The following is a 26,556-nucleotide window of genomic DNA, read 5'->3' on the forward strand; positions in this document are numbered from 1 at the left end:
CCCCCCCCCCCCCCCCCCCCCCCCCCCCCCCCCCCCCCCCCCCCCCCCCCCCCCCCCCCCCCCCCCCCCCCCCCCGCGACCCGGCGCAGCTGCCGCTAGCGGTAGCCGCCGCCCGCGTGGCGCTGCAGCGCGCCCATGTGCACGGCGACCCGCGCGAGCTCGGTGCTGCACAGGCGGCGCTCGCGCCGTGGTGGACACAGGCCGACGCACCGGCCGATGTCGTGCTGCTGCGCGCCCGCGTGCTGCAGGCGAGGCACGGGTTCGACGCGGCCCTGGCCGAGCTGCGCAGCCTGCTGGCGCGCAGCGACCTCACGCCCGAGCACCGCGCCCAGGCCCTGCTCGACGCGGCCGCGCTGCACCAGCTGCGCGCCGAACTCCCCGAGGCCCGCGCGCTGTGCGAACAGCTGCAGCCACTGGCCGCGCTGCCGGCCACGGCCTGCCTGGCCGAACTGGCCAGCCTGTCGGGCGAGGGCCAGGCCGCCGCCCGAACCCTCGCCCAACTGAGCCCCGGCCGTACCGTCGCGCCGTGGCTCGCGTTGATGCGCGCCGAGCTGGCCGAACGCCTGGGCGACGAGGCCGCCGCACCGGCCCTTTACCGCACCGCACTGGCCGGCGAAGACGATGTCTACACGCGCGCGGCGCTGGCCGACTGGCTGCTGGCCCGCAAGCGCGCGGCCGAGGCGCTCGCGCTGATCGAGCGCAGCCCCGACGCCGAAGCCGATGGGCTGCTGCTGCGCCACGTCATCGCGCTGCGCCAGCTCGGCCGCGACACATCGGTGCCGGCGGCACGGATGCGCGAACGCCTCGCCGCCGCTGACCGCCGCGAGCCGGCCAAGCATGCCCGCGAGCAGGCCCGCTTCGCGCTGGATGTCGAGCAGCAGCCGCGCGAGGCGCTGCGCCTGGCTCAGGTGAACTGGGCGATGCAGCGCGAGCCCGTCGACGCGTTGCTGCTGCTGCGCGCCGCCCTGGCTGCCGGCCGTGATGGCGACGCGACGCGACAGGACCTGGCGCGCCAACTGCGCGAGAAGGGCTGGCAGGATGCACGCCTTGCCGCCCTCGATCGGAGCTTTGCGCCGTGATCCGTTGCTTCATGTGGCTCGTGCTGCTGCTGTGCGGCGCGGCCCATGCCCATCAGGCCAGTGAGGCCTATGTCATCTACCGCGTTGATGGAGCAGACGTCGAGCAACGCCTGGACATCTCGCTGCGCGACATCGACCGCGACCTCGCGCTGGACGCCGATGGCGACGGTGCCTTGAGCTGGGGCGAGGTGCGCCGGCGCTGGCCCGACATCGAGGCGCTGGCCAACGCCGGCCTGCGCTTCACGGCCGATGGCGCCGCCTGCACGCAGCAGGGCCACCCCGCGCCCCAGCTCGACGAGCACAGCGATGGCATGCATGCCGTTCTCGTCAGCCACTGGCGCTGCCCGGCCCCCGTGCACGAGCTGGAGATCGACTACCGCCTCTTCGCCACCACCGATGCCGCCCACCGGGGCCTGGCCCGCCTCGTGGGCGCGGCGGGCGAGCCGCTGGTGCTGGTGCCGGGCTCCGGCTTCCAGCGGCTCAACGCCGAGGGCCGCGGCCTGGGCGGCTTTGTCATCGAAGGCATGGCCCACATTGCCAGCGGGCTAGACCATGTGCTCTTCCTCGTCACGCTGCTGCTCGTCGCCGTCTGGCGCCGCGACGGCGCCGGCTGGGCGCCGCGCGACAGCGCCCGCGGCGCCCTGGCCGAGACGCTCAAGCTCGTCACCGCCTTCACGCTGGCCCACTCCGTCACCCTCGGCCTCGCCGCCAGCGGCGTGATCGACCCACCGGCAGCGGCGGTCGAATCGCTGATCGCACTGACCGTGCTGCTGGCCGCTCTGGACAACCTGCGTCCCTTCGTGCCGGGGCCGCGCTGGTTGATGGTCGGCCTCTTCGGCCTCGTGCACGGTATCGGCTTCGCGGGGCCGCTGAAGGACCTGGGCCTGCGCGGCGCCGAGCTCGTGCTGCCGCTGCTGGGCTTCAACGTCGGCGTGGAGCTGGGCCAGCTCGCCGTCGTGGCGCTGCTGCTGCCGCCGGCCCTGGCGCTGCGCTCGGCGGTCGCCTACCGGCGCTGGATCGTGCCGGGCGGGTCGGGCGCCATTGCGGTGCTGGCGCTGCTCTGGTGCGTGGAGCGCAGCATGGCGGTGCAGTTGCTGCCCTGACGCGACAGACCCACCCCCGGGAACGCGGGGGGAGGGCAAGGATTGGCGGGTTGCCCTCATTGACCGTTTTTGACTGGTTAGTGAAAGTCGCGCCAGTCTTTTCCATCAGCCCGGAGAAATTGCGCATGTCATCCAAGTTCCTGCTCGCCACGGCCGGCCTCTTTGCCGCCCTGTCCGCCCAAGCCACGGTCTCAGTGACGAGTGCGTCCTTCACCTACGGCGAGACCTTTGACAGCATCGCTGCTCCCGCAGCGGCCACCCTCTGGTCGACCTCTGCGCTGGCTGCTGATTGGAGTCTGTTCAGGACCGGCACGGTGAACTACATCGCCGGCACCGGGTCTTCAAATGCCGGGGGCTTCTACAGCTTTGGCGCCAGCGCGGCGGCAACGGACCGTGCACTGGGTAGCGTTGCAAGTGGCACCACCGGCACCGAGACCATCGCGCTCTCGCTCACCAACAACAGCGGTGTCACGCTGGACAGCTTCACGATTCGCTACGACGGCGAACAGTGGCGCAATGGCGGTGTGGCCGCAGTGCATTCGCTGACCTTGGAATACGGCTTTGGTGCTACCTATGCTGGCGTTGGCGCCGCATGGACGGCGGCGGGTGCCGGCTTCAACTTCAATTCCCTTGTGAACACGACGATCGCCGCGCCCGTCGACGGCAACGCTGCGGGCAAGGTTGCCAACATCGGCGGTACGGTCACCACGGGATGGGCTCCTGGCACGACGCTCTGGATCCGTTGGACCGACGTCGACAACACGGGTGGTGACCACGGCCTGGCCATCGACAACCTGAGCCTCAGCGTCACCGCTGCAGCCGTGCCGGAACCCAGCACCTACGCCATGCTGCTGGCTGGCATCGGTGCCATCGGCTTCATCGCCCGCCGCCGCCGCGGCTGATCCGCCGGCTGCACCCGATCAACGGCCCCTCGCGGGGCCGTTTTTCATGGGGCCGCCACACCCATGGCCACATGGCCGGCCGGCACATGCTCTGCGGCGCTGGCGATGTGGCCGGCCTGGTCGTCGAAGAAGAAGTCGGGCTCGAATTCGCGCAGGAACTCGCCCTTGGCCAGGCCGCCGAGGAACATGGCCTCGTCGACCTCGATCTGCCAGTCCATCAGTGTGCGGATGGCGCGCTCATGGGCCGGCGCGCTGCGCGCCGTGACGAGGGCCGTGCGCACCTTCATGCCACCGCCGGGTGCGTGCTGCAGGCGCTGCAAGGCCTCCAACACCGGCTTGAAAGGGCCGGCCGGCAGCGGCAGGTGGGCGCGTTGCAGCTCGTGCTCGCGAAAGGCAGCCAGGCCGTCGCGCTGGTAGACCTGCTCGGCTTCGTCCGAGAACAGCACCGCATCGCCGTCGAAGGCGATACGCAGCTCCTTCGGGTGCGCCGCCGAGGCGCGTGCGGCCAGCGGCATCACGCGTGCCGCGGCCACGCCGGCCAGCAGGGCCTGGCGCACGTCGGCTTCGTTGGTGGACAGAAAGAGCTGGGCCGACAGCGGCTTCAGGTAGCGCCACGGCGAGGCGCCGCGCGTGAACACACCGCGCTCGATGGGCAGGCCGTAGTGCTTGGCCGAACGGAACACGCGCATGCCCGAGATCGGGTCGTTGCGCGACAGCACCACCACCTCCACCTGAGGCGCACCGCCGCCGGCGTTGAAGGCCAGCAGCTTCTCCACCAACGAGAAGGCCACGCCGGGCGGTGCGGGCTCGTCCAGGCGCTGCTGCTGCAGAGCCATGTAGGCGTGGTCGTCGCCGGCCTCGAAGACCTCGTTCTCGGCCTCGAAATCGAAAAGGGCGCGCGAGGAGATGGCGACGACGAGTTGACCGGAGAGCGTGGCTGGCATGGCGGTCGATGATAGGGCTCGACGCCATTGCACCGCCTTCCTAGACTCGCCGCGTTTTCAACTCGAAAGACCTGTCCATGCGTGCTGCCGTTCTCGCCCTGCAGCCCATCCTCGCCGCCTGTGCGTCCAGCAGCCCGCCGCCGCCCGCGCCACCTGGCGTGCCTGTCGTGCCCGCGTTGGCGGCCAGCTTGCAGCCGCCAGCTGGCCAGGTGTTCGTCGTTGAAGCGCTGGCCCACGGCGTGCAGATCTACGACTGCGCCGCGAAGGCCGACGGCAGCGGGCCGGCTTGGACCTTCCGTGCACCCGAAGCCACCCTCGTCAGCCACACCGGCAAGCCGCTGGGCAAGCACTACGCGGGCCCGACGTGGGAGGCACCGGACGGCAGCCGGGTCGTCGGCCAGGTGAAGGCCAACGCTCCCAGCCCCACGCCAGCCACCGCCATCCCCTGGCTGCTGCTGGCCGCGAAAAGCAACAGCGGCAGCGGCGTGTTTGCCGACGTGCGCAGCATCCTGCGTGTGAGCACCCATGGCGGCGTGATGCCCGATTCGCCATGCACGGCGGACATCCTCGGCGCGTCGCTCCGGGTGGACTACACGGCGACCTACTACTTCTATCGCTAGACCGCCGCGAGCGCCGCGGCGAGGTCGTGTCGCAGGTCGTCCACGGCCTCGATGCCGACGGACAGCCGCACCAGCGAGTCCGTGATGCCCAGCCGCGCCCGCGTGTCGGGCGGGATGGAGGCGTGCGTCATCAGCGCCGGCAGCGAGATCAGGCTCTCGACACCACCCAGGCTTTCGGCCAGCGTGAACAGTTCAACGCGCTCGAGAAAGCGGCGCGCGCCGGCCAGGTCGCTCTTCAGCGCGACGCTGATCATGCCGCCGCCGCCACGCGTCTGGCGTTTGGCGAGGGCGTGCTGCGGGTGGCTCTCCAGGCCGGGGTAGATCACGCGCTCGACCTGCGGCTGAGCGCTCAGCCATGCGGCCAGTTCAGCGGCACTGGCGTTGTGGCGCTCCATGCGCAGCGCCAGGGTTTTCAGCCCACGCAGCGCGAGGAAGCTGTCGAAGGGCCCGGACACCGAGCCGACGGCGTTGTGCAGGAACTCGAGCTGCTCGCGCAACTGGGCCTGCCGCGGCTCACCGCCAACGATGGCCACGCCGCCGATGACGTCGCTGTGGCCGTTCAGGTATTTGGTGGCCGAGTGCACGACCAGGTCGAAGCCCAATTCCAGCGGCCGCTGCGCCCAGGGGCTGGCAAAGGTGTTGTCGGCCACGGCCAGCGCGCCGTGGCTGCGTGCCAGGCGGGCGATCGCTTCGAGGTCGCTCAGGCGCAGCAGCGGGTTGCTGGGCGTCTCGATCCAGATCAACCGCGTGTCGGGCTGCAGCGCGGCGCGCACGGCCTCGGTGTCGCGGCTGTCCACGTACGTCACGCGCAGGCCGGCGCTGTGCTTGCGCACCCGCTCGAAGAGGCGGTAGCTGCCGCCGTAGAGGTCGTCGCCGGCGACGATGTGCGAGCCGGCCGGCAGCGTGTCCAGCACGGTGGCCATGGCGGCCAGGCCGGAGGCGAACGCGAAGGCCTGGGCGCCGCTTTCGAGGTCGGCCACGGCGCGCTCCCAGGCCTGCCGGGTCGGGTTGTGCGTGCGGCCGTACTCGTAGCCGGTGTGCTCGCCGGGGCTCTTCTGCCGGTAGGTGGAGCTGACCGAGATGGCCGGCATCACCGCGCCGGTGATGGGGTCGGGTTGCTGGCCGGCGTGGATGACGCGGGTGGCGAAGTCGAGGCGGGCGTCGCTACTCATCGTGCGATCTCCTTGCGCAGATGGTTGATGAGGTCGAAGCGGGTCACGAGGCCGTGAAAACCGGCTTCGTCGGCGATGACGGCGACGAGGCCGCGCCGCAGTTGCTCGTTCAGTTCCTGCAGGGACGCCTTGGCCGGCAGCGTGATGACGTCGGTGTTCATCGCGCTGGCCACCGGCGTGGTGAAGGCAGCGGCGTCGGCATGCAGGCGCGCCAGCAGGTCGGATTCGTCCAGCAGCCCGACGAGGCGGCCCGCCTCCAGCACCGGCAGCTGCGAGATATCGGCCTGGCGCATGCGCGAGAAGGCCGTCTGCAGCGTGTCCTGCGGGCCGACCGACACGACGCCGCCGCTGGCCACCGGCCGCGAGATCAGGTCGCGCAGGTCGCCCAGGTGCGGGCGCGTCAGCAGCCCCTGGTCGAACATCCAATGGTCGTTGTAGACCTTGGACAAATAGCGCGTGCCGGTGTCGCAGACGAAGGTGACGACGCGCTTCGGGCTTGTCTGCTCGCGGCAGTAGCGCAGCGCCGCGGCCAGCAGCGTGTCGGTGGAAGACCCGGCCAGGATGCCCTCGGCGCGGTAGAGCTCGCGCGCGGTGGCGAAGCTGTCGGCATCGGAGATGCTGTAGGCCGTGTGCACGGGGCTCAGGTCGGCGATCGGGGGGATGAAGTCCTCGCCGATGCCCTCCACGGCCCAGGAGCCGGCGTCGCCGAGGCGGCCGGTGTCGATGTAGTCCTTCAGGACGGAACCGACCGGGTCGGCCAGCACCATTTCCACGCCCGGCTGCACACGCTTGAAGTAGCGCGACAGGCCGGTGAGCGTGCCGCCCGAGCCCACGCCGCAGACGATGGCGTCCACGTTGTGCCCCATCTGCTGCCAGATCTCGGGCGCGGTGGTCGTTTCGTGGGCCAACGGGTTGGCGGGGTTGTTGAACTGGTCGGCATACCAGGCGCCGGGGATCTCGCGCACGAGGCGGGCGGCCACGTCCTGGTAGTAGTCGGGGTGGCCCTTGCCGACGTCGGAGCGCGTGAGGTGTACCTGGGCGCCCAGGGCTTTGAGCTGAAGCACCTTCTCGGTGGACATCTTGTCGGGCACCACCAGCGCCACCTGGTAGCCCTTGGCGCGGGCGACGAGTGCCAGGCCCAGGCCGGTGTTGCCGGCGGTGGCCTCCACCACGGTGCCACCGGGTTTGAGCAGCCCGTCGCGCTCGGCCGTCTCGATCATCGCGAGGCCGATGCGGTCCTTGATGGAGCCGCCGGGGTTCTGGGATTCGAGCTTGAGGAAGAGCTGGCACAGGCCGGTGTCCAGGCGCTGAACGGGGAGCAGCGGCGTGTTGCCGATGAGGTCCAGCACGGCGGGCCGGGCCTCCAGGGGGAGTCGAGCAGTCATGAAGGCAAAAGCCCACGGTCGAGCGCGGGCGGGGATTCGAGACCTCGCAGACTACGAAGCGAGGCTTCGTGTTGCAAAGACACTTTCCTCATGAGCTTGCGCGGATTTCGTGCGTTAGCGCCGAGCAAGCTCATGCGGAAAGCGTCGTTGCCGGGCGCTTATTCGATTCCTAGCATGAGGGCACTCAGGACCCCACCTGATCGTCTTTTCTCACAAGGAATCTCATGCCACTGAACCGCCGCCGCCTTGCCCAGACCCTCATCGCCGTGGGCGCCACCTTGTTCGCCGCGCACACCGCCCAGGCCGACCAGCTCGATGACATCAAGAAGAAGGGCGAGCTCGTCGTCGGCGTGCTCGGCACCGACGAACCCAACAGCTTCATCGACGCCAAGACGCGCGAGATCATTGGCTACGAGGTCGACCTGGCCCGCGCCATCGCTGCCAAGCTGGGCGTGAAGCTGCAGATCAAGCAGCTCGCCGTGGCCGCGCGCATCCCCGAACTGCAGCAAGGCCATGTCGACCTGCTGGCCGCCTCGCTCACGCACAACAAGGAGCGCGAGGCCGTCATCGACTTCTCGCTGACCACTTTCGTCACCGGCCAGAAGGTGCTGGTCAAGGCCGACAGCGGCATCCAGAACGTGGCGGCGCTGACGGGCAAGAAGGTTGTCACCATCAAGGGCGGCACGCAGGAGCCCAACATCCGCAAGGCCGTGCCGCAGGTCGACGTCGTCACCTTCGACACCGGTCCGCAGGCCTTCCAGGCGTTGCAGCAGGGCAAGGGTGTCGCTTTCGTCAACGACGAGGTTTCGCTGCTGGACCAGCACGCCAAGCTTGGTGCGGCATCGGCGCAGTACCGCATCCTGGAGCAGAACATCAGCGTCGAGCCGCTGGCCATCGGCATCAAGAAGGGCGAGAAGCGCCTGAAGGAGCAGGTCGACGGCGTGCTGGCCGGCCTGGAGAAGAGCGGCGACGCGGACAAGCTGTTCGTGAAGTGGTACGGCCCGGACACGCGCCTGAAGTTCCCCAAGCGCACGTTCAAGATCGACAGCGACAAGGTCGCCAGCTAATTCGCATCTTGCACTGACCGCAGCCGCCAGCCTCACCAGAGGCCGGCGGCTGCCCTGTTTTCAAGGCCACCATGCCCGTCCTGTCTTTCGCCCCGCTGCTGCAGGGCGACTACCTCACCTGGCTGCTGGAAGGCTTGCGCCTGTCGCTGCTGCTGACCGGCCTCACGCTGCTGACTGCGCTGCCGCTGGCCATTGCCATCGCTTTGCTGCGCCTGTCGCCCCTGGCGCCGCTGCGCGTCGTGGGTGAGGGCTATGTCGAAGCTGTGCGCTGCGTGCCGCTGCTGGTGCACATGCTGTTCTGGTATTTCGGCGTGCCGGAGCTGCTGCCGGCCGGCATCAAGGAAAAGGTCTATGCCGGCAACATCGAGGTCTTCAGCGCCTGGGCCGCGCTGACGCTCTACACGGCGGCCTACATGAGCGAGGACATCCGCTCCGGCGTGCGCGCTGTGCCGGGTGCGCAGCTCGACGCAGCACGCGCGCTGGGCTTCAGCCATCTCGCAGCCATGCGCCTCGTCATCCTGCCGCAGGCCCTGCGCATCACGCTGCCGCCGCTGCTGTCGCAGACGCTCAACCTCTGGAAGAACACCAGCATCGCCACCGTCATCGGCGCGGCCGAACTGATGACGCAGGCCCAGCGTGTCGAGTCGGCGAGCTTTCGCGGCTTCGAGACCTTTGCACTGGTGACGGTGGCCTATCTGTCGGTGTCGCTCGTGCTGACGGGCCTGGCGCAATGGGCGCAGCACGCGGTGTCGCCGCAGGGAGCGCGCCGATGAGTGAACTCATCGATACCTATTGGCTCTACTTTCTTGTCGGCCAGTACCCGCACGGGCCGCTCGGCGGCTTGGCGTTGACGGTGATCCTGGCCACGCTGGGCCTGGTGCTTGCGCTGCCGCTGGGCGTGCTGCTGGGCCTGGCGCGCTTCAGCCCCAACCGCTGGCTGCGGCTGCCGGTGACGGGCTGGGTCTGGGTCATCCGTGGCACGCCGCTGCTGATGGTGGTGTTCTGGGCCTACTTCTTCCTGCCCACGCTCACCGGCCACAAGACCGACCAGTTCAGCACCATGCTGGTCGCCCTCATCCTCTTCGATGCGGCCTACCTCGCCGAGATCGTGCACGCCGGCCTGCAGGCGCTGCCCCGCGGCCAACTGCAGGCGGCCGTGTCGCTCGGCATGACGCGCCCGCAGGCGTTGCGCTCGGTGCTGCTGCCGCAGGCACTGCGCCACATGCTGCCGTCGCTGATCAACCAGTTCGTCGCGACGATCAAGGAGACGTCGCTCGGCACCATCATCGGCCTGTCCGAGCTGAGCTTTATCGCCAACCAGATCAACGCGCAGGTGCTGGTCAAGCCGGTCGAGATCTACCTGACGCTGGCCGGGTGCTACTTCCTGATGTGCTTCGGCCTGACGCGCGCGGCGCGGGTCGTGGAGGGCCGGCTCGCCAGGCGCTAGCGTCAAAATGCCGGCGTCCACACAGGGAGGATCATGAATCTGGGACGTCTTTGCTGCGCCTTGGCACTCGCGGTGGCGAGGTATGTCGCGGCTGAGCCCTCGGCCGCGCTGGCCCAGGCCGAGGCCGACCTCGCGCGAGCGACGCTGGTCGCCAAGCCCGGCCTGCAAACGGCCAGCGCGCAGTTCGCGGCACTGCGCCGGCACTTCGCGTTGACGCCATCCCTGCATGCCTGGGGCGATCATGCCGGCCTGCTGGAGCAGCTCAAGCCTCGTGGCGATGTGGAAGGCGATGCCGAGGCGCCGGCCTGGCGCAAGCTGGTGGCGGCCGAGTACGTCGAGTCCCGCAAGATGCGCGCGGCGCTGAGCCGCGACTTTGGCAAGGCGCCGGCCGAGGTGGTGATGCGCCCGCCCAGCACAGCCATCAACGTGCAGATCGCCGCGCGCAGCGGCCGCGAGTTCAAGCTCGACCCCGCACGCATGACGGCCATGGGCCTGGGCCGTTGGGGCGGCCGGGCGCCGGGCGCGTCTTTCTTCAAGCCCGAGACGCTGGTGGCCGGTTTTGCCGGCGGGCCGCTGGTGAGCCGGCTGCGTGCGCGCGACGCCGAGGGCGTGGTCTACCAGGTCAGCTACGACGCACGCAGCGCAGCCGCGCTGGCCGACCTGTACGAGATCGCCAAGGCCCGCGGCCTGGCCGTGAAGGCCAGCTGGCGCGAGGGCGAGATGGCCGATCTGGGCGGCGCCATCGTCAACGCCAACGGCAAGCTGGACCAGCTGGAGCTGCGCCTGCGCATGCCCGTGTGGGTCGTCACCGACAAGGGCCTGCTGCCCGGCGTGCTGCGCAGCGCCACCTACGGCAGCGATGCCTGTGGCTCGAACGACAAGCCGGGAGAGTTCCACAGCCATGCCGAGGTCGTGCTGCCCCAGCCGGCCCGCGCCACCATCCTGGCCGTGTTCGCAACGATGGCTGCGGTGGACGCCGCGCGTGCCCGCGTGCTGCCGCAGCGCGAGACACGCCTGGGCGGCAACACGCTGACCTATCGCATCGACGCAGGTATCGACCTGGACGGTGACGGTGTGCCCGACCTGCGCACCGTCGTCAGCGAGGACCGGGAGGTCAGCCAGGCGCCGTGGCTGGACCCGGCGCGCGCGCTGGCCGAAGGCTGGCGGCCCGAGGGCATGCGCCGCACCGCGGGCTGGTATGCCTACAACCTCTACCAGCTCGAAGCCAACGAGCAGGGCTGGTGGCGCGTGCTGTCGCGCTACAACCTGGTGACCTGCACATGAGGCGGCTGCTGACCCTGCTGTTGGGCAGCGTGCTGGCCGCGCCCGCGCCCGCCGCGACGCTGGCCGAGGCACAGGCCGACTTTGTGCAGAGCCTGCGAACCCACGGCAGCCAGAACCCACCTGGCGTCGCGGCGCTGAGCCTGGTTGGCCTGCAGGGGGCCTGGCCCTGGTGGCCCGAGTTCTACGGCTCGCCGGCACGGGCGGGCAACCACGACAGGTTCATGCCCGTCTCGCAGCAGCCGGTGGCGCTGCCGGGCTGGGCGCTGGCGCCGCTGGCGGCCTGGGTCACGGCCCAGAGTTGGCCGGCCGACCCGAAAGCCGCCGCGCGCGAGCCGCGCTGGCAGGCGGTGGCCGAGCTGAAGCCGCCCACGCCCACGGCCTTCATCGTGGCCGGTCCGGCGGTGAAGGACGGTGTGGCGAGCTACCGCCGCGAGGGCGGCGAGACCGTCGTGCGGCTGGGGCTGGACGAGGGTCTGGCGGCCCAGTGGATGGTCGTCGCCAAGACCCTGGGCTGGGGCGTGCAGCTGCGCCTGCGCGAGACGCCGCCGCCCGAGGAATTCGCCGAGGCCGTCGTGCGTGCCGCCTTCAACACGCCGGCCGGCGCGCCGCGGGTGTGGGTCGTCAGCCCCAGCGGCATCAGCGAGGCGCGGCTGCAGCGCCTGCACTGGGGGGGTATGGCGGCGGGTTGCGAGAGCTGGATCGAGCTGCGCTGGCCCGGCACGGCCGAACCGGCCGTTTGGGCGCTGCTGGCGCTATCCGATCCGGCCTGGGCGGTGGGTGCGAACGCGCAGCGCCTGGCGGCGAAGCCAGGGGCGGGTCAGCGCGGCGAGCTGCGCCTCATGCTGCCGGGGGCCAAGGGCCTGCCGGTGCTGCGCCTGCGTGCCAGCCGCTACGAATTCCAATCGCCCGACCTCGACGACGAGCCCGATGCCAACGGCGATCTGCCGCTGCGCAAGCGCGGTGAGGTCTGGGGTGTGCGGGCCTGGACGGAGGAGGTCATCAGCAAGCCGCATGAGGACTGGGATACGCCGCCGCCGCTCAGCGCCGCAGGTTCGCCGCGCTGCCCAGTTCGCTGAACAGGCCGGCCAGCAGCAGCGTCTCGGCCAAGGCCTCCAGCCACTCCTCGGCGATCTGCATCGCGATGGTGTCGAAAGCCAGGTCCAGCACGATGGCCGCGCCGCCGGCCAGCAGGGCCGCGACGGTCCAGCGCCGCAGCGAGGTGCTGCTCTCAAGCCAGACGGCCCTCAGCAGAGCCAGGCCGCCGAGCGCATAGGCGAGGATGACGCACTGGGCCCAGCGCCGCGGCAGGCCGAGGTCGAACTGCAGCCAGTCCTGCGCGGCCTCGTGGGCCATGAAGCGTTCGTCCAGCGCGGCGAAAACCAGGCCGAGGGCCAGCAGCGTCCACCAGCGCACCGCGCTTGCGCGGCTGCCGACGGCGGCATGCACGCAAGCCAGCGCGGCCGCCGCGCTGGCGTTCGCCATCAGCAGCGCCGCCTGCCACCAGCCCAGCGGCGCATCCTCGACGGCAAAGGCCAGGCCCCAGTGCGGCCACCAGCGCCAGCCCATCCAGGCGACGACGGCGAAGCTGATGGCCAGTACCAGCAGCGCGCTGCTCGCCGGCCGCCTCACTTGACCCAGGTGTTGAGCTGGATGATGGGAAGCAGAACCGCCAGCACGATGAGCAGCACGATGGCGCCCATCGCGACGATGAGCAGCGGCTCCAGCAGCGTGGCCGCGGCCATCGAGCGGCGCTGCACCTCCACGCTGAGCTGGCGCGCGGCGCGGCCGAGCATCTCGGGCAGCTGGCCGGTCTGCTCGCCCAGGCGGGCAAACATCGCGAGGATGCCGGGGAAGCGCTTCTTGCCGGCCAGGGCCGAGCCCAACGGCGCGCCTTCGCGCACCATCACCAGGGCGTCCAGCGCATCGGCCTGCATGGCGCGGTTCGACAAGGTCTCGGCCGCGGCCTGCAGGGCTTTCAGGATGGGCACGCCGGCGCCGGCCAGCATGGCCAGCGTGCCGGCGAAGCGCGCCGCGTTGTAGCCGCGTGCGAGCCGGCCGATGAGGGGCAGGCCGAGGATGCCGGCGTCGAAGCGCAGCCGGAAGGCCGGTGCCTTCAGCGCGAAGCGCAGCGCCACGGCGCCGGCGGTGAGGGCGGCGAGCATCGCCCAGCCCCAGGTACGCACGAAGTCGCTGACGGCCAGCATCGCGATGGTGAGTGCCGGCAGCGTGCGCTTGGAGCTGGTGAAGACGGTCGCGATCTGCGGCACGACGTAGGTGACCAAGAAGATCACGATCAGCACCGAGATGAGGGACACGATGGCCGGATAGGCCATGGCGCCGACGAGCTTGGCCTTCAGGTCCTGGCGCTCTTCAAGGTCGTCGGCCAGCTTCTCCAGCACCCGGCCCAGCGCGCCACTCTGCTCGCCGGCGGCGACGACGCCGCGGTAGACCTCGTCGAACTCACGCGGCGCCGCGGCCAGCGCCCGGGCGAAGGTCGAGCCGGCGTTGACCTCGGCCTTCAGCTGGCTGATGAGTTCGCGCTGCCTGCTGTCCTCGCTCTCGTCGGCCAGGGCCGTCAGCGCGCGCTCGATGGGCAGGCTCGAGCCGACGAGGCCGGCGAGCTGGCGAGTCCAGACGGCCAGCGCCGTTGCGCTGAAGACGCGGCGCGTGAAGCGGCTGCCCTCCTGCGCGCCATGCTGCTGCACGACCTCGATGCTCAAAGGCGTCAGGCCTTGCGCGCGCACCATGGCACGCGCGGCACGCGGGTTGTCGGCCTCGATCAGGCCGCTGCTTTGGCGGCCGGACTCGGTGAGGGCTTCGTATTTGTAGGCGGGCACAGCGGAAGCTTCAGTCTCGCGTCACGCGCAGCACTTCTTCGAGCGACGTGATGCCAGCGGTGATCAGCCGCTCGCCGTCCTCGCGCATCGAGCGCAGACCGATGGCCTCGGCGGCGGCCTGGAGCTGGTTCTCGGGTGCGCGGTTGTGGATGAGGCTGCGCACGGCGTCGTCGGCCACCATCAGCTCGTAGACACCCGTGCGGCCCTTGTAGCCGGTGGAGCCGCAGCTGTCGCAGCCCACGGGGTGCCAGCGGCCGTGCTCGTCCTGCTTCTTGCACACCGGGCACAGACGCCGCACCAGGCGCTGGGCCAGCACGCCCAGCAGCGAGCTACTGAGCAGGAAGGGCTCGACGCCCATGTCGGTCAGCCGCGTGACGGCGCTGGGCGCGTCGTTCGTGTGCAGCGTGGCGAGCACCAAGTGGCCGGTGAGGGAGGCCTGGATGGCGATCTGGGCGGTCTCGTAGTCGCGGATTTCGCCGATCATGATGACGTCCGGGTCCTGGCGCAGGATGGCGCGCAGGGCCTTGGCGAAGGTCAGGTCGATCTTGCTGTTGACCTGGGTCTGGCCGATGCCGGGCAGCTCGTACTCGATCGGGTCCTCGACAGTCAGCACATTGGTGGTGCTGGTGTCCACGGTCTGCAGCGAGGCGTACAGCGACGTCGTCTTGCCCGAGCCGGTCGGGCCGGTGACGAGGACGATGCCGTGGGGCTGTTGCACCAGCTTCTTGAAGGCGGACAGCACATGGCCGTCCATGCCCAGGCCTTCCAGCGTGAACTTGGATTCGCTCTTGTCCAGCAGGCGCAGCACGGCGCGTTCGCCGTGGGCGCTGGGCAGCGTGGACACGCGCACGTCGATGGCACGGCCGCCGATGCGCAGCGAGATGCGGCCGTCTTGCGGCAGGCGCTTCTCGGCGATGTCCAGCTCGGCCATGATCTTCAGCCGCGAGATCAGCGCCGCGTGCAGGCCGCGGTTGGGCTGCACCACTTCGCGCAGCGTGCCGTCGACGCGGAAACGCACCGACGACGCGCGCTCGTAGGGCTCGATGTGGATGTCGCTCGCGCCGTCCTTGGCTGCCTGCGTCAGCAGCGCGTTCAGCATGCGGATGATGGGCGCGTCGTTGGCGGCTTCGAGCAGGTCTTCCACGGCGGGCAGGTCCTGCATCATGCGCGACAGGTCCACCGCGCTCTCGACCTCGCCGACGACGACGGCTGCGCTGCTCTCGCTGCCGGCATAGGCCGCGTTGATGCGCTCGGTCAGCGAGTTCGCGGCTTCGGATTCGAGCCGGTCCACCGCGTACAGGCGCTGCACCTCGGACAGCGTGGCCCAGCCAACCTCGGGCGGTGCCCACAGCGTCAACGTGCTGCCGTCGTCTTCCAGCAGCACGCAGTTCGCCCGCGCAAAGGCGTAGGGCAGGGGGTGGCGGATGGCGGCCATTACTGCTTGGGCGCTGACGCCTTGGGCTCGGGCAGCACCGGCGCACCGGTGTCGGGCAGGATGAAGCTCTTCTGCGGCTGGGCGCCTTCCTGCACGGCGCGGATGCTCTGGTAGCGGTCCAGCGACAGCTGGTTGGCGCTGTCGGCCGAGCGCATGACGACGGGGCGCAGGAAGACCATCAGGTTAGTCTTCACGCGCTTGCGGTTCTTGCTGCCGAAGAGGTTGCCGATCAGCGGGATCTTGGACAGGCCTGGCACGCCGTCGTCGCCGTCGGTGTACTCGTCCTTCAGCAGGCCGCCCAGCACGATGATGTCGCCGTCGTCGACGACGACGGAGGTCTCGATGGCGCTCTTGTCCAGCGTCGGGCCGGTGGTGCCGTTGCTGCCGGGCACGACGGAGGAGTTCTCCTGGTAGACCACCATGCGCACCGTGCCGCCCTCGCCGATCTGGCTCTTGACCTTGAGCGTCAGGCCCACGTCCTTGCGGTCCACGGTGGTGAAGGGGTTGACGGTGCCGCCGGTCGTCGACGAGCCGGCATAGGAGCCGGTCACGAAGGGCACGTTCTGGCCGATGACGATGCGCGCCTCCTCGTTGTCCAGCGCTACGAGGTTGGGCGTGGACAGCACGTTGGCGCCGCTCTGGCTCTCGAAGAAGTTGGCCACCGCGCCCAGCGTGTAGATGCTGCCGAACTTCTTCAGCACGCCGATGTTCAGGCCGGTCGGCGCGGAGCCGGCGGCCAGCGCGGTCGTCACGCCGGACGTGCCGCCGGCCACGGCGCCGGTGGCATTGATGATGTTGGACAGGCCGGTACCGAAGTTGGTGCCGGCGCCGGTGAGCGTGCTGTCGCCCTTGCTGCCGAAGATGTTCTGCCACTGCACGCCGAACTGCGCAGCCTTGGTGTTGTCGATCTTGACGATCAGCGACTCGACATAGACCTGGGCACGGCGCGCATCGAGCTGCTCGATGACGGCGCGGACCTGGCGGTACAGCGGTTCAGGCGCAGTGATGATGAGCGAGTTGGTCGACGGGTCGGCCTGCACGAAGCCGCCGGTGGACGGGCCGGCGGACTGCGTCAGCGGCGAAGTCGCGGCGGTCGAGTTCATGCCGCCCGAGTTGTTGGTGTTGGTTGCGGCGCCCGTCAGCGACTGGCCTGCGCCGCCGAGCGGATTGCTGCCGGTGAGGCCCGAGCTGCTGGACGAGCCGCTGCCGCCGCTGCCGCCCGACGAAACCGCCCCGAAGGCAGCGCGCAGCACGGTCGCGAGCTTGGTTGCGTCGGCGTTCTTCAGGTAGACGACGCGGATGTTGTTGCCACCGTCGACGCTGGGCTGGTCCAGCTTGTCCACCATGGAGCGCACGGCGGCCAGGCGGGCCGGGTTGCTGGCGCGCAGGATGAGGCCGTTGGAGCGTGGGTCCACCAGCACGTTGACGGCGCTGCTGCTCTGCCCCGGCACGGCCGCGCCGATGCTGCCACTGCCATCGGCCAGGCGCTGCACCAGCGGCGCCAGGTCGGCGGCAACGGCGTGCTTGAGCGGCACGATCTCGATGTCGCTCGTGCCCGGCGTGTCCATGGCCGCGATGATCTTGGCCATGCGCTGCAGGTTGTCGGCGTAGTCGGTGATGACCAGGCTGTTGTTGCCCGGGTTGGCGTTGATCGTGTTGTTGGGGCTGATCAGCGGGCGCAGCACGGCGACGAGGTTGTTCGCGTTCTCGTGCTGGATGCGGAAGATCTGCGTCAGGATCTGGTCGCCGCGGACGCTGCTGGTCTCGATGGCCACCGAGCCGGCCTGCAGCTTGGCGTCGGGCTCGGGCAGCACCTTCAGGAAGCCCGCCGCCTCGACGACGGTGAACCCCAGGCCGCGCAGCGCGGCGAGGTAGTTGCGGTAGGCCTCGGCCACCGACACCGGCTGCTCGCTGTAGACCGTGATCGTGCCCTTGACGCGCGGGTCGATGATGATCTGGCGGTTCAGCATGACGCCGATGGCGCGGGTCACGGCCTCGATGTCGGCGTTGACGAAGTTCAGCGTGACGGGTGAGCTGGCCTTGACGGCCGGACCGGCCGTGCGGCCGCGCTGGATGGAGGCGTTGTCGGGCTGGGCGAACGCGCTGCTGGTCACGAGCAGCATGGCCGTGATCGCAGCAGCAGAAACGGCGGTGCGTTGGAGATTCATGATCATCCGATCGTCAGGACGGAACGCGCGCCTTGGCGGCGCCCGATGATGTTCAGCAGGTTGTTCAACGCTTCCTCGCGGCCCGGCGCGGCGCCGGCCTCGCCGGTGAAGCGGCTCTTGCCGCCGCTGTTCAGCACGCCGACGCCCGAGAGCTGCAGGGCGCCCTCCAGCGTGGACAGCCGCAGCGTGCTGACGCCGGGGTTGGCCGTGTCGGCAGTCACGGTGAAGCGGTAGCTGCCCAGCGGCGCGACGGTGGAGACGCGCGAGGACAGGTTGATGAGGTCGAGCTGCAGCTCGCCGAACTGGCGCCAGCGGCCCTGCACCGACTCCAGCCGCAGCTCGCGGGCCGACAGGCGCAGCGAGCCGCCGAGCTGCAGCGTGTTCCAGGGCGTGCCCAGACCCGCCAGCAGGCCGGCCGGCACGCGGGCCAGCCAGTCGGCCTTGGTGTCGACACTGAGGTCCACACGGCCGAAGCCGGGCTTGATGCCCAGCAGCAGGTCGCCGTTGATGCAGCAGTCCTGGCGCGCGGCGAGCTGCAGGCCGAAGCCCTGCAGGGCCATGCGCCAGTGCAGGCGGCCGGGCAGGGCGGAGGCGTCGCGGCTGCCGGCGCCGCCGGTCAGCACGAGCACGCCCGAGCCGTTCCAGACGCTGCCGCGTGTATCCACGATAAGCAGGTGCTCGTTGGTGGCCGAGGCCAGTGCGCGCGCCAGCCAGCTTGCGGGCGCAAACGCGATCAGCGCGCCGGCAACGCCGATCAGCGCGCCGGCAATGCTCCAGCGCCGCGGCGTGCGATGGCGCACCGCGCGGCCACCGGCCGCGTTGATGCTCGTGCCGCCCAGCACGGAGTCGCCGAGCTGCGAGTGCGAGACCTGGGTGCTTTTCTTGAACCAGGCCATCAGTTGCCTCCCAGGCTGAGCACCAGCGTGCCGGCATAGCCCTTGGGGCCACGGGTCAGCTGGGCTTCGACGGGGCGGGCGCGGGCGGCCGAGCGCACTTCGCCCAGCCAGCTCTGCAGCATTTCGGGTGCCACGCCGGTCAGCGTGACGACGGCGCGGTCGCCGGTCAGGTTCAGGCGCGCGGCCGGGCCGAGGTGCTCGACCGACGCCGTCAACGCGGCCTGGGCCTGGGCCGGCGGCACCGCGGGCGCCGCGCGCAGTGCGCGCGCCTCCTGGGCCTGGGCCTGCATCTGCTGCAGCTGTACGTCCAGTCTTTCAAGCTCGGCGGGGGCGGACTTGAGGGTGCGCAGGGCGGGCGCCAGCAGGATGCTCCAGGCCAGCAGCAGGCCGAGCAGCGCGGCGACGCTGCCCAGGGCCAGCCGCTCGCGATCGCCCAGGGTCTGCCATTGCGCCAGGGCTTGCGCCTTGGCTTGCTGGAGCTGGGCGGCGAGGCCTTCGCTGCCTGAGTTGTTGATGCGGGCCATCAGCTGCGTCCTAAGGCGTTGGCGCGGCTGATGGTCAGCTTGCCTTCACTGGCGTCCAGCTGCCAGCCTTCGCTGCGCAGCTGGGTGCGGAAGTTGTCGATCTGGGCGGTGCTCCAGCCCTGGGCCGACACGGTCAGCCGGCCGGGCTCGAAGGCCAGCGCCTCGGTGGGCGGTCGGTCGCCCGGCCAGGCCGTGGCGGCGGCGCCGAGCAGGGCTTCGAGGTCTTGTTCGCCGACGCTGCCGGCGCTGACGCGCAGCAGGTCGAGCTGCTTTTGCATCTGCACCGGCGCGTCGAGGATGGCGCGCACCTGTGGGAAGGCACCGGTCAGCGTCGTCGTGACGGCTTCGCGGCGCGTCGCCACTTCGCGGTTCTGGTGCCAGGCCCAGAGATTGAGGCCGAGCAGTTGCACCAGCGCCAGGCCGGCCAGGCCGAAGCGCACGGGGCGCCAGGGCTTGCGCATCAGCTCCCGCGTGACGAGGCGCAGCGCGCGCACGCCGCGGGCACGGGGCGCGAGGTCGAACTGGCGCAGGTCCCAGGCGCTTTCGATGACGGCCAGCGCGCGCTGGCCGGGCGTCTGCACGGTGACGGTGGTGCCCAGCCAACGCTCGGCGGCCGTCGCCACGGGCGGCGTGGCCGTCCATTGAGCGGCATGCACGAGGCCGGGCGGGAAGAGCTGGCGGGCCAGGCCCCCATCGAGCGGCAGCGTCGCAACGCCGTCGGTGTGGCTCCAGCGCAGGGCGACGCCGTTGCCGGCGCGCTCGCCGTTGACTTCAAAGAAATGGCCACGCGCCAGTTCATCGGGCCAGGACAGCGGCGCGACGCGGTCGATGAAGACCTGGGCGGCTTCGAGCTGGGCGAGATGGTCGGCCAGCCAGGGGCGCGAGGTGATGGCCACCCAGGCGGTGTCGCCGCCGAGGGCGTCGGGTTCGAGCGCGAAGTGCAGCGTGTCGGGCTCGTCGAGCAGGGCCTCTTCGAGCTTACCGGCCAGGGCGGCGCGCATCTGGCGGCCGGCCCGCGGCAGTTCAACGCGGCGCCAGCTGACGTCGGACTCGGCGACGACGGCGATGACCGTGTCCGCCGCCGGCAGCGCGGCCGGCGCGGCGCGGCCTTCCGAGCCGACCTGGCGGCCGTCGGGCGTCAGCACGTAGTCGTACTCGCGCAGCGGCAGATCGGGCACGGCGCGGCCCGGCGCGCGCAGGCGCGTCCGCGGGGGCAGGAACAGCAGCAGGGTGCTCATGGGGAGATTGAAGCGCGGCGCATTCTAGGAGGGGGTGGTGACGATTCCGGCGCGGTCCGTGGGCGGGCGGTGAAGATCTGTTGCCGCTCAGCGGTCCAGCAGCTGGTTGATGCGCTCGCGCGCCAGCACGACCATGGTCAGGTTCTGGCGCTCGATCAGCGAGCGCTGCTCGAGTTGGCGTTCGTCCAGGCGCAGCCGGCCGGTGACGATGAAGAAGGATGAGACCCCCGCTGCGCGGGCGCTGGTGGCCTGCGTGACCGCGTTGGGCGACAGGTAGGCGCCGGCGTCGTTGGCAATGTCCTGCAGCGGCTTGGCCTTGCGGCCCTGCACGAGGCGCTCGGCCGTGGCCAGGTCGACGCCGTCGAACAACGCCGCGATGACCTCGCGCGGCGCGGTGTTCAGATTGACCGGCGTGGGCTTGGGCAGCAGCACGACGTAGGGCTCCAGGCGCTTGATCGTTTCGGCGTCCAGGCCCAGCCAGGAGAGCTGGTCCAGGCCGGCGGGTTGCAGCGGGCCGCTTTCCTTGACTGGGTCCTTTGCGCCGTCGTTCTTGCCTTCCTCTTTGGACACCGCGGTAGGGAAGGCCGCGCGCAGCCCGGCGATGATGACGGCGGCCGTGCCGGGCGGCGCGTTGACCTGGCCGCACAGCCTTTCCAGCACACGCTGCTCCAGCTCGTCCACCTTGGTGCCGACGGTGAGGGCGCGCAGGTTGTAGCGGCTCTGCGCGTCCTCGATGCTGCCGGACAGGAAGGCCTCGGGGCCGTCGTCGTCGCCGGTGGCAGCCTTGTCTGCGGCGAGGAAGGTGGACAGCCTCGCCTCGGCCAGCGGCACGGCCCAGGGCTCGCCGAGGTGGTCGACGGCCTTCTTGCGGTTTTCCTTGGCGTCCTCTTGCAGGATCAGCCGCGCCCAGTCGAGTGCGCCCTGCAGGATCCATGCGCTTTGCGCGCGGGCACGGTCGGCGGCCTCGATCTGCACGGCACGGTACTGCTGCCAGACCATGCCGGCGGCGAGGCTGGCGATCAGCGTGACGATGATCATCGCGGTCAACAGGGCGGCACCGCGCTGGCGGAGGCTGGCGTTCATCGGACGGTGACTTCCAGCTCACGCGTCAGCGTGCCGGTCAGGCCGCTGCCTTCGGCGAACTGCATCGCGATGCGCAGGCCGGTGGGCGTCGGGTTGGGGTTCTTCTGCGGGCCTTGGTTGTTGTTCTGGCTGCCGGTGGACTGACAGTTGCTCCAGGCGTTGCCCCAGTAGCAGTAGAACTGCCAGCCGGCCACGCCGTCGAAGGCGCGCAGCGCCGGGTTGCGCTGGGCGAGCTGCTGCAGGCCGCGCTGGCGCTGGTCTTCCAGGTCCTGCACGGTGCGCAGGGCCGGGCTTTCCCAGCGCCACAGGCTGCCCTCGCGCAAGCTCCACACGACGACCTGCAGGCCGGCGTTGGCCTGGCGGGTCAGCACGAGGTTGCCGCCGTCGAAGGCCAGCGGCTGCACGGTGCTGTGGCTGTCCTGCAGCGCGCGCAGGTCCACCTCCCACTGTGCCAGCACGGTCTGCAGCCGCGCGGTGTGGGCCAGGTGGGCCTGGGCGATTTCGCGGCTCCTGACGAGGGCGTCGATGCCGCGCCAGGCCATGGCCGCCATCGTCGCCATGACGACGAGGGCTACGAGCACTTCGACGAGGGTGAAGCCGCGTTGCCTCATGGGTCTCATCTGCCCATGATCGTGGAGATGCTGAGCAATGGCGTGCCCCGGTCGTCCGCGACGGCGGCATCGACGCGGCGGAAGTTGGGGTTGGGCGTCGGGCTGACCTTGAGCTTGCCGCCATAGCTGCGGCCGAGTTGCTCGCAGCTGAAGGGTGATTCGCCGATGTCGGGCAGCTGTTGCTGGGAGAGCTGGGTCAGCCGCAGCTCGGTCAGCAGGTTCTCGGCGCACCACTGTGCGGCGCTGACCTGGGCCAGGCGCTCGGCGTTGTTGGTCAGCGCGCCGGCGGCCTTGATGCCGGCGCCCAGGGCGATGGCGACGATGACGAGGGCGACGAGCACCTCGATCAGCGTGAAGCCCTTTTGGACGGTCATGGCGTCGCGACGATGTCGAAGGCGCCGAGACCGTCGGTGCCGAGCACGAGGCGCTGGCTGCCGAGCACGAGGCGCAGTCGCTGGGCCGGGATGACGGGCTCGGGGCCGAGGGTGAGGCCGGGGTTGGTGGCCGTGGCGTTCTCGATCTGCACGGCCACCGGCTCGCCCAGCCAGCGCGTGGGCAGCTGGATGGTGCGCGGCAGGCCCTCGAAGCGGAAGTCGTCGCCGGTCTTGATGCCCTTGGGGATCCAGCGCACGGCCAGGCCCGAGGCGCGGCTCTCGGCGCGCGCCGTTTCCAGCAGGGCGGTGAGGCGCTGGGCTTCGCGCTGCAGCTGCAGCTCGGCGGGGTCGCGCAGGGCCAGCGTGATGGTGGCGCTCGTGATGGCGATGAGCGCGACGACGACCAGCAGCTCGATCAGCGTGAAGCCCGCGTTGCGATCAAGGCGACCGCGGGGCCATCCCAAGGTCGACTTGACGCGAAGGGCGCCGGTCAATCCCGGCGACTTCCGCGGTTCCCGCGGGGAACCGACTGCGTACTCGCAGGCGAGGGGCACAAAGTCACTGCCAGGAGCCGATGTCAGCCTCACGGCCCTCGCCGCCGGCGCGGCCGTCGGCGCCAAAGCTGTAGACATCGACGTCGCCCTTCACGCCGGGGTTGGCGAACTGATAGGGGTGGCCCCAGGGGTCGTTGGGCAGCTTCTCGAGATAGGGCTTCCAGTTCGCCGGCGGCGTGCCGGCGGTGGGCTTGTGCACGAGGGCGTCCAGGCCCTGCTCGGCGCTCGGGTAGCGCTGGTTGTCGAGCTTGTACATCTTGAGCGCCTGCATCAGGTTGTTGACGTCGGTGCGGGCGGCGGTGACGCGGGCGTCCTCGGCGCGGTCCAGCACGTTGGGCACGACGAGGGCCGCAAGCACGCCGATGATGACGAGCACGACCAGCAGTTCAATCAGCGTGAAGCCGCGGGCAAGGTGGGAACGGCGCATGTCAGGGGGCGTGGGAGCGCAGAGCTGCGGTGAGCGGGCCATCATAATGGGCCGATGGTTGCTCGATTCATGGCGTTTTCGGTGTGGCTGCTGCTCGGCGGCTCGGTGGCTTACTGGGGCCTGCAGTTGTTCTCGCGCCCGCTGGCGATGCCGGCTTCGGTGCTGTCGGCCGGCGAAGGCCGCTCGACGCAGATCGACCTGAGCCGGCTGCTCGGCGTGACGGCGCAGGAAGCCGCGCCCGAGCCGGAAGCGGTGGCGTCGACGCGGCTGCGCCTTCTCGGCGTCGTGGCACCCAAGAATCCCAAGGCGGCCGAGGCCGGCGAGGGTGTGGCGCTGATCGAGGTGGATGGCGTGGCGCGCACGGTGCGCGTGGGCGCGGCCGTCGATGGTGAGCTGCATCTGCTGCGCGTGGATGCCCGCAGCGCCAGCCTTGGGCGGCTCGGCCAGGCGCCCAGCCAGGTCTTGCAGATCAGCCCGCCGGCCACCGCGGCGACGGGCTCGCTGCCACCGGCCTCGCCGTCAGCCGTCGTGCTGGGCGGCAACCCCAATGCCGGCCCGATGGGGGTGCCGTTGCGGGCCAACCCGCCGGGCGCTGCACCGGCGCCGGTGCCGGCCACCATGCCGTCGGTCTACGGCGCGCCGCCGGCCTCGCCGCCACCTAGGAACGACGAACAGCAGCAGCAGCGCTGACGGGGCTCAGGCGCCCAGCGTCGGGATGTTGGTGCCGAGTTCGGGCCGGACGGCCACGCGGGCCTCAGCGACCTCGTGCAGGTCGGTCAGCAGCGCGGCGGCCGCACGGATCATGGGCCAGGCCAGGGCCGCGCCCGTGCCGTCGGCGCTGTCCATGCCCAGCTCCAGCAGCGCCGAGGCGTGGAAGAGGGCCAGCGCTTCGTCCAGGCCGCGGTGCACGTGGCTGCGGCAGAACACGGCGTAATCGGTCACCGGCGCGCAGATCAGCGACGCCAGCTTGAGGGCCGCGCAGGCGGCGATGCCGTCCACGATGATGAGGCTGCGCTTGCTGGCCGCCACCAGCATGGCGCCCACCATGACGGCGATCTCGTGGCCGCCGAAGGCCGCGAGGATGTCCATGGGTTCCTTGGCGTCGCGGTGGCGGGCCAGCGCGCCCTGCAGCACGTCGAGCAGGTGGACGAGATCGTCCTGGCGCATCGTCGGGCCGGAGACGACGAAGTCGCGCACCGACTGATCGGACAGCCGCGCCAGCACGAGGGCGGCGCATTCGGGCGAGCCCTGGCCCATGGCGGCGCAAGCCAACACATTGCCCGGCAGGTTGTCGGCGATCTCCATGCCGACGCGCACGCCGGCGTGGGCCTGGTCCACGCTCATCGCATGGGCCGTGCGCGCATTGCGCGTGCCGTGGGCCACCTTGCGGGCCAGCAGGCGGGCATGGGGCGGCAGGTTCTCGGCAACGCCGCAGTCGACGACGGTGAGGTGCAGACCCTGCAGGCGCGAGAACACCGACACCGGCAGCTGGGCGTGCAGGGCCATCTGCACGAGATCCTTGGTGGCGCGGCCCCACTGCGCGCCGACGCCATCGACGACGAGGCCGTGATCGGCCGCGAACAGTCCGAGCACCGGGTCGCGGAAGCGCGGGGTCAGGCTGTTCTGCACAAGCCCCAGGCGCACCGCCAGCGGCTCCAGTTCGCCGAGCCCACCGGCGATGGCCGAGCGGCGGTCGACGCGGTCGCGCAGGGCCTTTTCCAGCTCAGGATTGGCGGTGGGGGAAATCAGCGACTGCTGGGCAACGGTCATGGTGCAGGGGGTTGCGAACCCCCGGATTTCAACTCAACCGAGGAACAAGCGATATACGGGATTATTGGTTTCGTCTTCGAACGGGTAGTTCAGACTGCCGAGAAACTCACGCAGCGCGCCGGCATCGCCCTTGGGCACCTGGATGCCGACGAGGATGCGGCCATGGTCCGCGCCTTGGTTGCGGTAGTGGAAGAGGCTGATGTTCCAGTCCGGATGCATGCTGGACAGGAAGCGCATCAGCGCGCCCGGCCGCTCGGGGAAGACGAAACGGTACAGGCGCTCGTGGCGCGCCAGCTCGCTGCGGCCGCCCACCATGTGGCGGATGTGCTGCTTGGCCATCTCGTCATTGGTCAGGTCCAGCGTATCGAAGCCGGCCTTGGTGAAGGTGCGGGCCAGCTTGGCGGCCTCGTCGGGCTTGGAGATGGCGATGCCGACAAAGATATGGGCGACGGCGGCGTCGGCGATGCGGTAGTTGAACTCGGTGACGCTGCGCGGGCCGAGCAGTTCGCAAAAGCGCTTGAAGCTGCCGCGTGCCTCGGGGATGGTGACGGCGAACAGCGCCTCGCGGTGCTCGCCGACCTCGGCCCGCTCGGCGACGAAGCGCAGGCGGTCGAAGTTCATGTTGGCGCCGCAGGTGATGGCGACCAGGGTCTGCCCCTTGGCGCCCGTCGTCGCGACGTATTGCTTGACGGCGGCGACGCTCATGGCGCCCGAGGGCTCCAGGATGGAGCGGGTGTCTTCGAAGACGTCCTTGATGGCGGCGCAGACGGCATCGGTGTCGACGACGATGTAGTCGTCGACCAGCTCGCGAGCGATGCGGAAGGTTTCCTCTCCCACCAGCTTGACGGCCGTGCCGTCGGCGAACAGGCCGACGTCAGTGAGCGTCACGCGCTTGCCAGCCTTGACCGAGCGCAGCATGGCGTCGGAGTCGGTCGTCTGCACGCCGATGATCTTGATCTCGGGGCGCAGTGCCTTGACGTAGGCGGCAACGCCCGAGATCAGGCCGCCGCCACCGATGGCGACGAAGATGGCGTCGATGGGGCCCGGGTGCTGGCGCAGCAACTCCATCGCGATGGTGCCCTGGCCGGCGATGACGTCGGGGTCGTCGAAGGGGTGGACGAAGGTCAGGCTCTGAGCCTTTTCGAGCTCCAGCGCGTGGCCGTAGGCGTCGGTGAAGCTCTCGCCGAACAGCACGACCTCGCCGCCGAGGGCCTTGACGGCTTCGACCTTGACCTGGGGCGTCGTCACCGGCATCACGATGACGGCGCGGCAGCCGAGCTTCTTGGCCGACAGTGCGACGCCCTGGGCATGGTTGCCGGCCGACGCACAGATGACGCCCGCCGCCCGCTGCTCGGGCGACAGATGGGCCATCTTGTTGTAGGCGCCGCGCAGCTTGAAGCTGAAGACGTCCTGCTCGTCCTCGCGCTTGAGCCAGACCTTGTTGGCCAGGCGCTTGGACAGCTTGGTCGCGGCGTTGAGGTTGGTCTCGCGGGCGACTTCGTAGACCCGGGCGTTCAGAATTCGCTGCAGATAGCTGCTGCCTGGCGGCAGCATCGCGGGCACCTGGGAGGACGTTTCCGACGGCGCCTTGGCGGCGGACGTGCGGCGTCGCGAGGGGGCGCTCATCGAGTCTCCA

At 70.4% G+C, this 26,556-nt stretch carries 27 protein-coding genes; 10 read left to right on the plus strand and 17 right to left on the minus strand.

Annotated features, from left to right (window positions below; all coding sequences use genetic code 11):
• Positions 1-116 precede the first annotated feature (116 nt).
• From AC07V5_RS10785 to AC07V5_RS10795, 3 genes are all read left to right on the plus strand, one after another.
• Positions 117-1,079, plus strand: coding sequence for a hypothetical protein (locus AC07V5_RS10785; RefSeq protein ID WP_495115679.1), 963 nt, complete (start codon positions 117-119; stop codon positions 1,077-1,079).
• Positions 1,076-2,182, plus strand: coding sequence for a HupE/UreJ family protein (locus tag AC07V5_RS10790; protein WP_495115680.1), 1,107 nt, complete (start codon positions 1,076-1,078; stop codon positions 2,180-2,182). Before AC07V5_RS10785 ends, AC07V5_RS10790 begins: the two co-directional genes overlap by 4 nt.
• A 125-nt stretch (positions 2,183-2,307) precedes the next feature.
• The gene (locus AC07V5_RS10795) at positions 2,308-3,084 is read left to right on the plus strand and encodes a PEP-CTERM sorting domain-containing protein (protein ID WP_495115681.1); all 777 of its coding nucleotides are present in this window, start codon (positions 2,308-2,310) and stop codon (positions 3,082-3,084) included.
• Positions 3,085-3,128: 44 nt separating this feature from the next.
• Here AC07V5_RS10795 and AC07V5_RS10800 read toward each other — a convergent pair whose 3' ends face one another.
• Positions 3,129-4,028 carry a 5'-nucleotidase gene (locus AC07V5_RS10800; RefSeq protein ID WP_495115682.1) on the minus strand — a complete coding sequence of 300 codons (900 nt, stop codon included), beginning with the start codon at positions 4,026-4,028 and terminating at the stop codon, positions 3,129-3,131.
• 77 nt (positions 4,029-4,105) lie between these two features.
• Between AC07V5_RS10800 and AC07V5_RS10805 the strand changes: the two genes are divergently transcribed.
• Positions 4,106-4,648, plus strand: a complete 543-nt coding sequence (locus tag AC07V5_RS10805; RefSeq protein WP_495115683.1) for a DUF3455 domain-containing protein — start codon at positions 4,106-4,108, stop codon at positions 4,646-4,648.
• On the opposite strand, the gene AC07V5_RS10810 is transcribed toward AC07V5_RS10805, so the two are convergent.
• Entirely contained in the window at positions 4,645-5,820 is a 1,176-nt protein-coding gene (locus AC07V5_RS10810) for a trans-sulfuration enzyme family protein (protein ID WP_495115684.1), read from the minus strand. The genes AC07V5_RS10805 and AC07V5_RS10810 overlap by 4 nt on opposite strands.
• Entirely contained in the window at positions 5,817-7,205 is a 1,389-nt protein-coding gene (locus AC07V5_RS10815; protein ID WP_495115685.1) for a pyridoxal-phosphate dependent enzyme, read from the minus strand. The genes AC07V5_RS10810 and AC07V5_RS10815 overlap by 4 nt, the downstream gene beginning before the upstream one ends.
• 224 nt (positions 7,206-7,429) lie before the next feature.
• Here AC07V5_RS10815 and AC07V5_RS10820 point away from each other — a divergent pair, with 224 nt between their 5' ends.
• From AC07V5_RS10820 to AC07V5_RS10840, 5 genes are all read left to right on the plus strand, one after another.
• Positions 7,430-8,272, plus strand: a complete 843-nt coding sequence (locus AC07V5_RS10820; protein WP_495115686.1) for an ABC transporter substrate-binding protein — start codon at positions 7,430-7,432, stop codon at positions 8,270-8,272.
• Positions 8,273-8,343: 71 nt separating this feature from the next.
• Positions 8,344-9,045 (plus strand): amino acid ABC transporter permease, encoded by a 702-nt coding sequence (locus AC07V5_RS10825; protein ID WP_495115687.1) that lies wholly within the window; start codon positions 8,344-8,346, stop codon positions 9,043-9,045.
• Entirely contained in the window at positions 9,042-9,719 is a 678-nt protein-coding gene (locus AC07V5_RS10830; RefSeq protein ID WP_495115688.1) for an amino acid ABC transporter permease, read from the plus strand. The genes AC07V5_RS10825 and AC07V5_RS10830 overlap by 4 nt, the downstream gene beginning before the upstream one ends.
• A 33-nt stretch (positions 9,720-9,752) precedes the next feature.
• Complete coding sequence (locus tag AC07V5_RS10835; protein ID WP_495115689.1) at positions 9,753-11,003, plus strand: hypothetical protein; 1,251 nt, start codon at positions 9,753-9,755, stop codon at positions 11,001-11,003.
• Entirely contained in the window at positions 11,000-12,079 is a 1,080-nt protein-coding gene (locus tag AC07V5_RS10840; RefSeq protein WP_495115690.1) for a hypothetical protein, read from the plus strand. Before AC07V5_RS10835 ends, AC07V5_RS10840 begins: the two co-directional genes overlap by 4 nt.
• On the opposite strand, the gene AC07V5_RS10845 is transcribed toward AC07V5_RS10840, so the two are convergent.
• The 12 genes from AC07V5_RS10845 to gspG form a co-directional block, all read right to left on the minus strand.
• The gene (locus AC07V5_RS10845) at positions 12,042-12,632 is read right to left on the minus strand and encodes a DUF8692 domain-containing protein (protein ID WP_495115691.1); all 591 of its coding nucleotides are present in this window, start codon (positions 12,630-12,632) and stop codon (positions 12,042-12,044) included. The two genes, AC07V5_RS10840 and AC07V5_RS10845, sit on opposite strands and share 38 nt — an antisense overlap.
• Positions 12,629-13,840 carry a type II secretion system inner membrane protein GspF gene (gene gspF, locus AC07V5_RS10850; RefSeq protein ID WP_495115692.1) on the minus strand — a complete coding sequence of 404 codons (1,212 nt, stop codon included), beginning with the start codon at positions 13,838-13,840 and terminating at the stop codon, positions 12,629-12,631. The genes AC07V5_RS10845 and gspF overlap by 4 nt, the downstream gene beginning before the upstream one ends.
• 10 nt (positions 13,841-13,850) lie before the next feature.
• Positions 13,851-15,266, minus strand: coding sequence for a type II secretion system ATPase GspE (gene gspE, locus AC07V5_RS10855; RefSeq protein ID WP_495117049.1), 1,416 nt, complete (start codon positions 15,264-15,266; stop codon positions 13,851-13,853).
• 8 nt (positions 15,267-15,274) lie between these two features.
• Entirely contained in the window at positions 15,275-17,443 is a 2,169-nt protein-coding gene (gene gspD / locus AC07V5_RS10860) for a type II secretion system secretin GspD (protein WP_495115693.1), read from the minus strand.
• 2 nt (positions 17,444-17,445) lie between these two features.
• A complete protein-coding gene (gene gspN, locus AC07V5_RS10865) occupies positions 17,446-18,339 on the minus strand; it encodes a type II secretion system protein N (RefSeq protein ID WP_495115694.1) in 894 nt (297 codons plus the stop codon).
• Entirely contained in the window at positions 18,339-18,863 is a 525-nt protein-coding gene (locus AC07V5_RS10870; protein ID WP_495115695.1) for a type II secretion system protein M, read from the minus strand. Before AC07V5_RS10870 ends, gspN begins: the two co-directional genes overlap by 1 nt.
• Positions 18,863-20,101, minus strand: coding sequence for a type II secretion system protein GspL (gene gspL / locus AC07V5_RS10875; RefSeq protein ID WP_495115696.1), 1,239 nt, complete (start codon positions 20,099-20,101; stop codon positions 18,863-18,865). Before gspL ends, AC07V5_RS10870 begins: the two co-directional genes overlap by 1 nt.
• Before the next feature lie 87 nt (positions 20,102-20,188).
• Positions 20,189-21,184: a type II secretion system minor pseudopilin GspK gene (gene gspK, locus AC07V5_RS10880; RefSeq protein WP_495115697.1), complete on the minus strand. Its 996-nt coding sequence runs from the start codon at positions 21,182-21,184 to the stop codon at positions 20,189-20,191.
• Positions 21,181-21,795 carry a type II secretion system protein GspJ gene (locus AC07V5_RS10885; protein WP_495115698.1) on the minus strand — a complete coding sequence of 205 codons (615 nt, stop codon included), beginning with the start codon at positions 21,793-21,795 and terminating at the stop codon, positions 21,181-21,183. The genes gspK and AC07V5_RS10885 overlap by 4 nt, the downstream gene beginning before the upstream one ends.
• A 5-nt stretch (positions 21,796-21,800) precedes the next feature.
• A complete protein-coding gene (gspI, locus tag AC07V5_RS10890; RefSeq protein ID WP_495115699.1) occupies positions 21,801-22,169 on the minus strand; it encodes a type II secretion system minor pseudopilin GspI in 369 nt (122 codons plus the stop codon).
• Complete coding sequence (locus AC07V5_RS10895; protein WP_495115700.1) at positions 22,166-22,633, minus strand: pilus assembly FimT family protein; 468 nt, start codon at positions 22,631-22,633, stop codon at positions 22,166-22,168. The genes gspI and AC07V5_RS10895 overlap by 4 nt, the downstream gene beginning before the upstream one ends.
• A gap of 94 nt (positions 22,634-22,727) precedes the next feature.
• Positions 22,728-23,150: a type II secretion system major pseudopilin GspG gene (gspG, locus tag AC07V5_RS10900; protein WP_495115701.1), complete on the minus strand. Its 423-nt coding sequence runs from the start codon at positions 23,148-23,150 to the stop codon at positions 22,728-22,730.
• 54 nt (positions 23,151-23,204) lie between these two features.
• Between gspG and AC07V5_RS10905 the strand changes: the two genes are divergently transcribed.
• The gene (locus AC07V5_RS10905; protein WP_495115702.1) at positions 23,205-23,840 is read left to right on the plus strand and encodes a hypothetical protein; all 636 of its coding nucleotides are present in this window, start codon (positions 23,205-23,207) and stop codon (positions 23,838-23,840) included.
• A 6-nt stretch (positions 23,841-23,846) separates the two neighbouring features.
• On the opposite strand, the gene AC07V5_RS10910 is transcribed toward AC07V5_RS10905, so the two are convergent.
• Entirely contained in the window at positions 23,847-24,920 is a 1,074-nt protein-coding gene (locus AC07V5_RS10910) for a nicotinate-nucleotide--dimethylbenzimidazole phosphoribosyltransferase (RefSeq protein WP_495115703.1), read from the minus strand.
• Positions 24,921-24,953: 33 nt separating this feature from the next.
• Positions 24,954-26,474, minus strand: coding sequence for a threonine ammonia-lyase, biosynthetic (gene ilvA, locus AC07V5_RS10915; RefSeq protein WP_495117050.1), 1,521 nt, complete (start codon positions 26,472-26,474; stop codon positions 24,954-24,956).
• Positions 26,475-26,556: the final 82 nt, after the last annotated feature.

This window comes from Roseateles sp. GW821-FHT02E12, from assembly GCF_059421665.1.

Bases quoted from the DNA above. Each gene is read 5' to 3' on its own strand.
- gspK (WP_495115697.1), bottom strand. From the start codon at position 21,184: ATGAACGCCAGCCTCCGCCAGCGCGGTGCCGCCCTGTTGACCGCGATG.
- gspD (WP_495115693.1), bottom strand. From the start codon at position 17,443: ATGAATCTCCAACGCACCGCCGTTTCTGCTGCTGCGATCACGGCCATG.
- AC07V5_RS10910 (WP_495115703.1), bottom strand. From the start codon at position 24,920: ATGACCGTTGCCCAGCAGTCGCTGATTTCCCCCACCGCCAATCCTGAG.
- AC07V5_RS10835 (WP_495115689.1), top strand. From the start codon at position 9,753: ATGAATCTGGGACGTCTTTGCTGCGCCTTGGCACTCGCGGTGGCGAGG.
- gspL (WP_495115696.1), bottom strand. From the start codon at position 20,101: ATGAGCACCCTGCTGCTGTTCCTGCCCCCGCGGACGCGCCTGCGCGCG.
- AC07V5_RS10905 (WP_495115702.1), top strand. From the start codon at position 23,205: ATGGTTGCTCGATTCATGGCGTTTTCGGTGTGGCTGCTGCTCGGCGGC.
- gspN (WP_495115694.1), bottom strand. From the start codon at position 18,339: ATGGCCTGGTTCAAGAAAAGCACCCAGGTCTCGCACTCGCAGCTCGGC.
- AC07V5_RS10810 (WP_495115684.1), bottom strand. From the start codon at position 5,820: ATGAGTAGCGACGCCCGCCTCGACTTCGCCACCCGCGTCATCCACGCC.
- AC07V5_RS10800 (WP_495115682.1), bottom strand. From the start codon at position 4,028: ATGCCAGCCACGCTCTCCGGTCAACTCGTCGTCGCCATCTCCTCGCGC.
- AC07V5_RS10795 (WP_495115681.1), top strand. From the start codon at position 2,308: ATGTCATCCAAGTTCCTGCTCGCCACGGCCGGCCTCTTTGCCGCCCTG.
- AC07V5_RS10815 (WP_495115685.1), bottom strand. From the start codon at position 7,205: ATGACTGCTCGACTCCCCCTGGAGGCCCGGCCCGCCGTGCTGGACCTC.
- AC07V5_RS10825 (WP_495115687.1), top strand. From the start codon at position 8,344: ATGCCCGTCCTGTCTTTCGCCCCGCTGCTGCAGGGCGACTACCTCACC.
- AC07V5_RS10885 (WP_495115698.1), bottom strand. From the start codon at position 21,795: ATGAGGCAACGCGGCTTCACCCTCGTCGAAGTGCTCGTAGCCCTCGTC.
- AC07V5_RS10870 (WP_495115695.1), bottom strand. From the start codon at position 18,863: ATGGCCCGCATCAACAACTCAGGCAGCGAAGGCCTCGCCGCCCAGCTC.
- gspI (WP_495115699.1), bottom strand. From the start codon at position 22,169: ATGACCGTCCAAAAGGGCTTCACGCTGATCGAGGTGCTCGTCGCCCTC.
- ilvA (WP_495117050.1), bottom strand. From the start codon at position 26,474: ATGCTGCCGCCAGGCAGCAGCTATCTGCAGCGAATTCTGAACGCCCGG.
- gspG (WP_495115701.1), bottom strand. From the start codon at position 23,150: ATGCGCCGTTCCCACCTTGCCCGCGGCTTCACGCTGATTGAACTGCTG.
- AC07V5_RS10840 (WP_495115690.1), top strand. From the start codon at position 11,000: ATGAGGCGGCTGCTGACCCTGCTGTTGGGCAGCGTGCTGGCCGCGCCC.
- AC07V5_RS10820 (WP_495115686.1), top strand. From the start codon at position 7,430: ATGCCACTGAACCGCCGCCGCCTTGCCCAGACCCTCATCGCCGTGGGC.
- AC07V5_RS10830 (WP_495115688.1), top strand. From the start codon at position 9,042: ATGAGTGAACTCATCGATACCTATTGGCTCTACTTTCTTGTCGGCCAG.
- AC07V5_RS10805 (WP_495115683.1), top strand. From the start codon at position 4,106: ATGCGTGCTGCCGTTCTCGCCCTGCAGCCCATCCTCGCCGCCTGTGCG.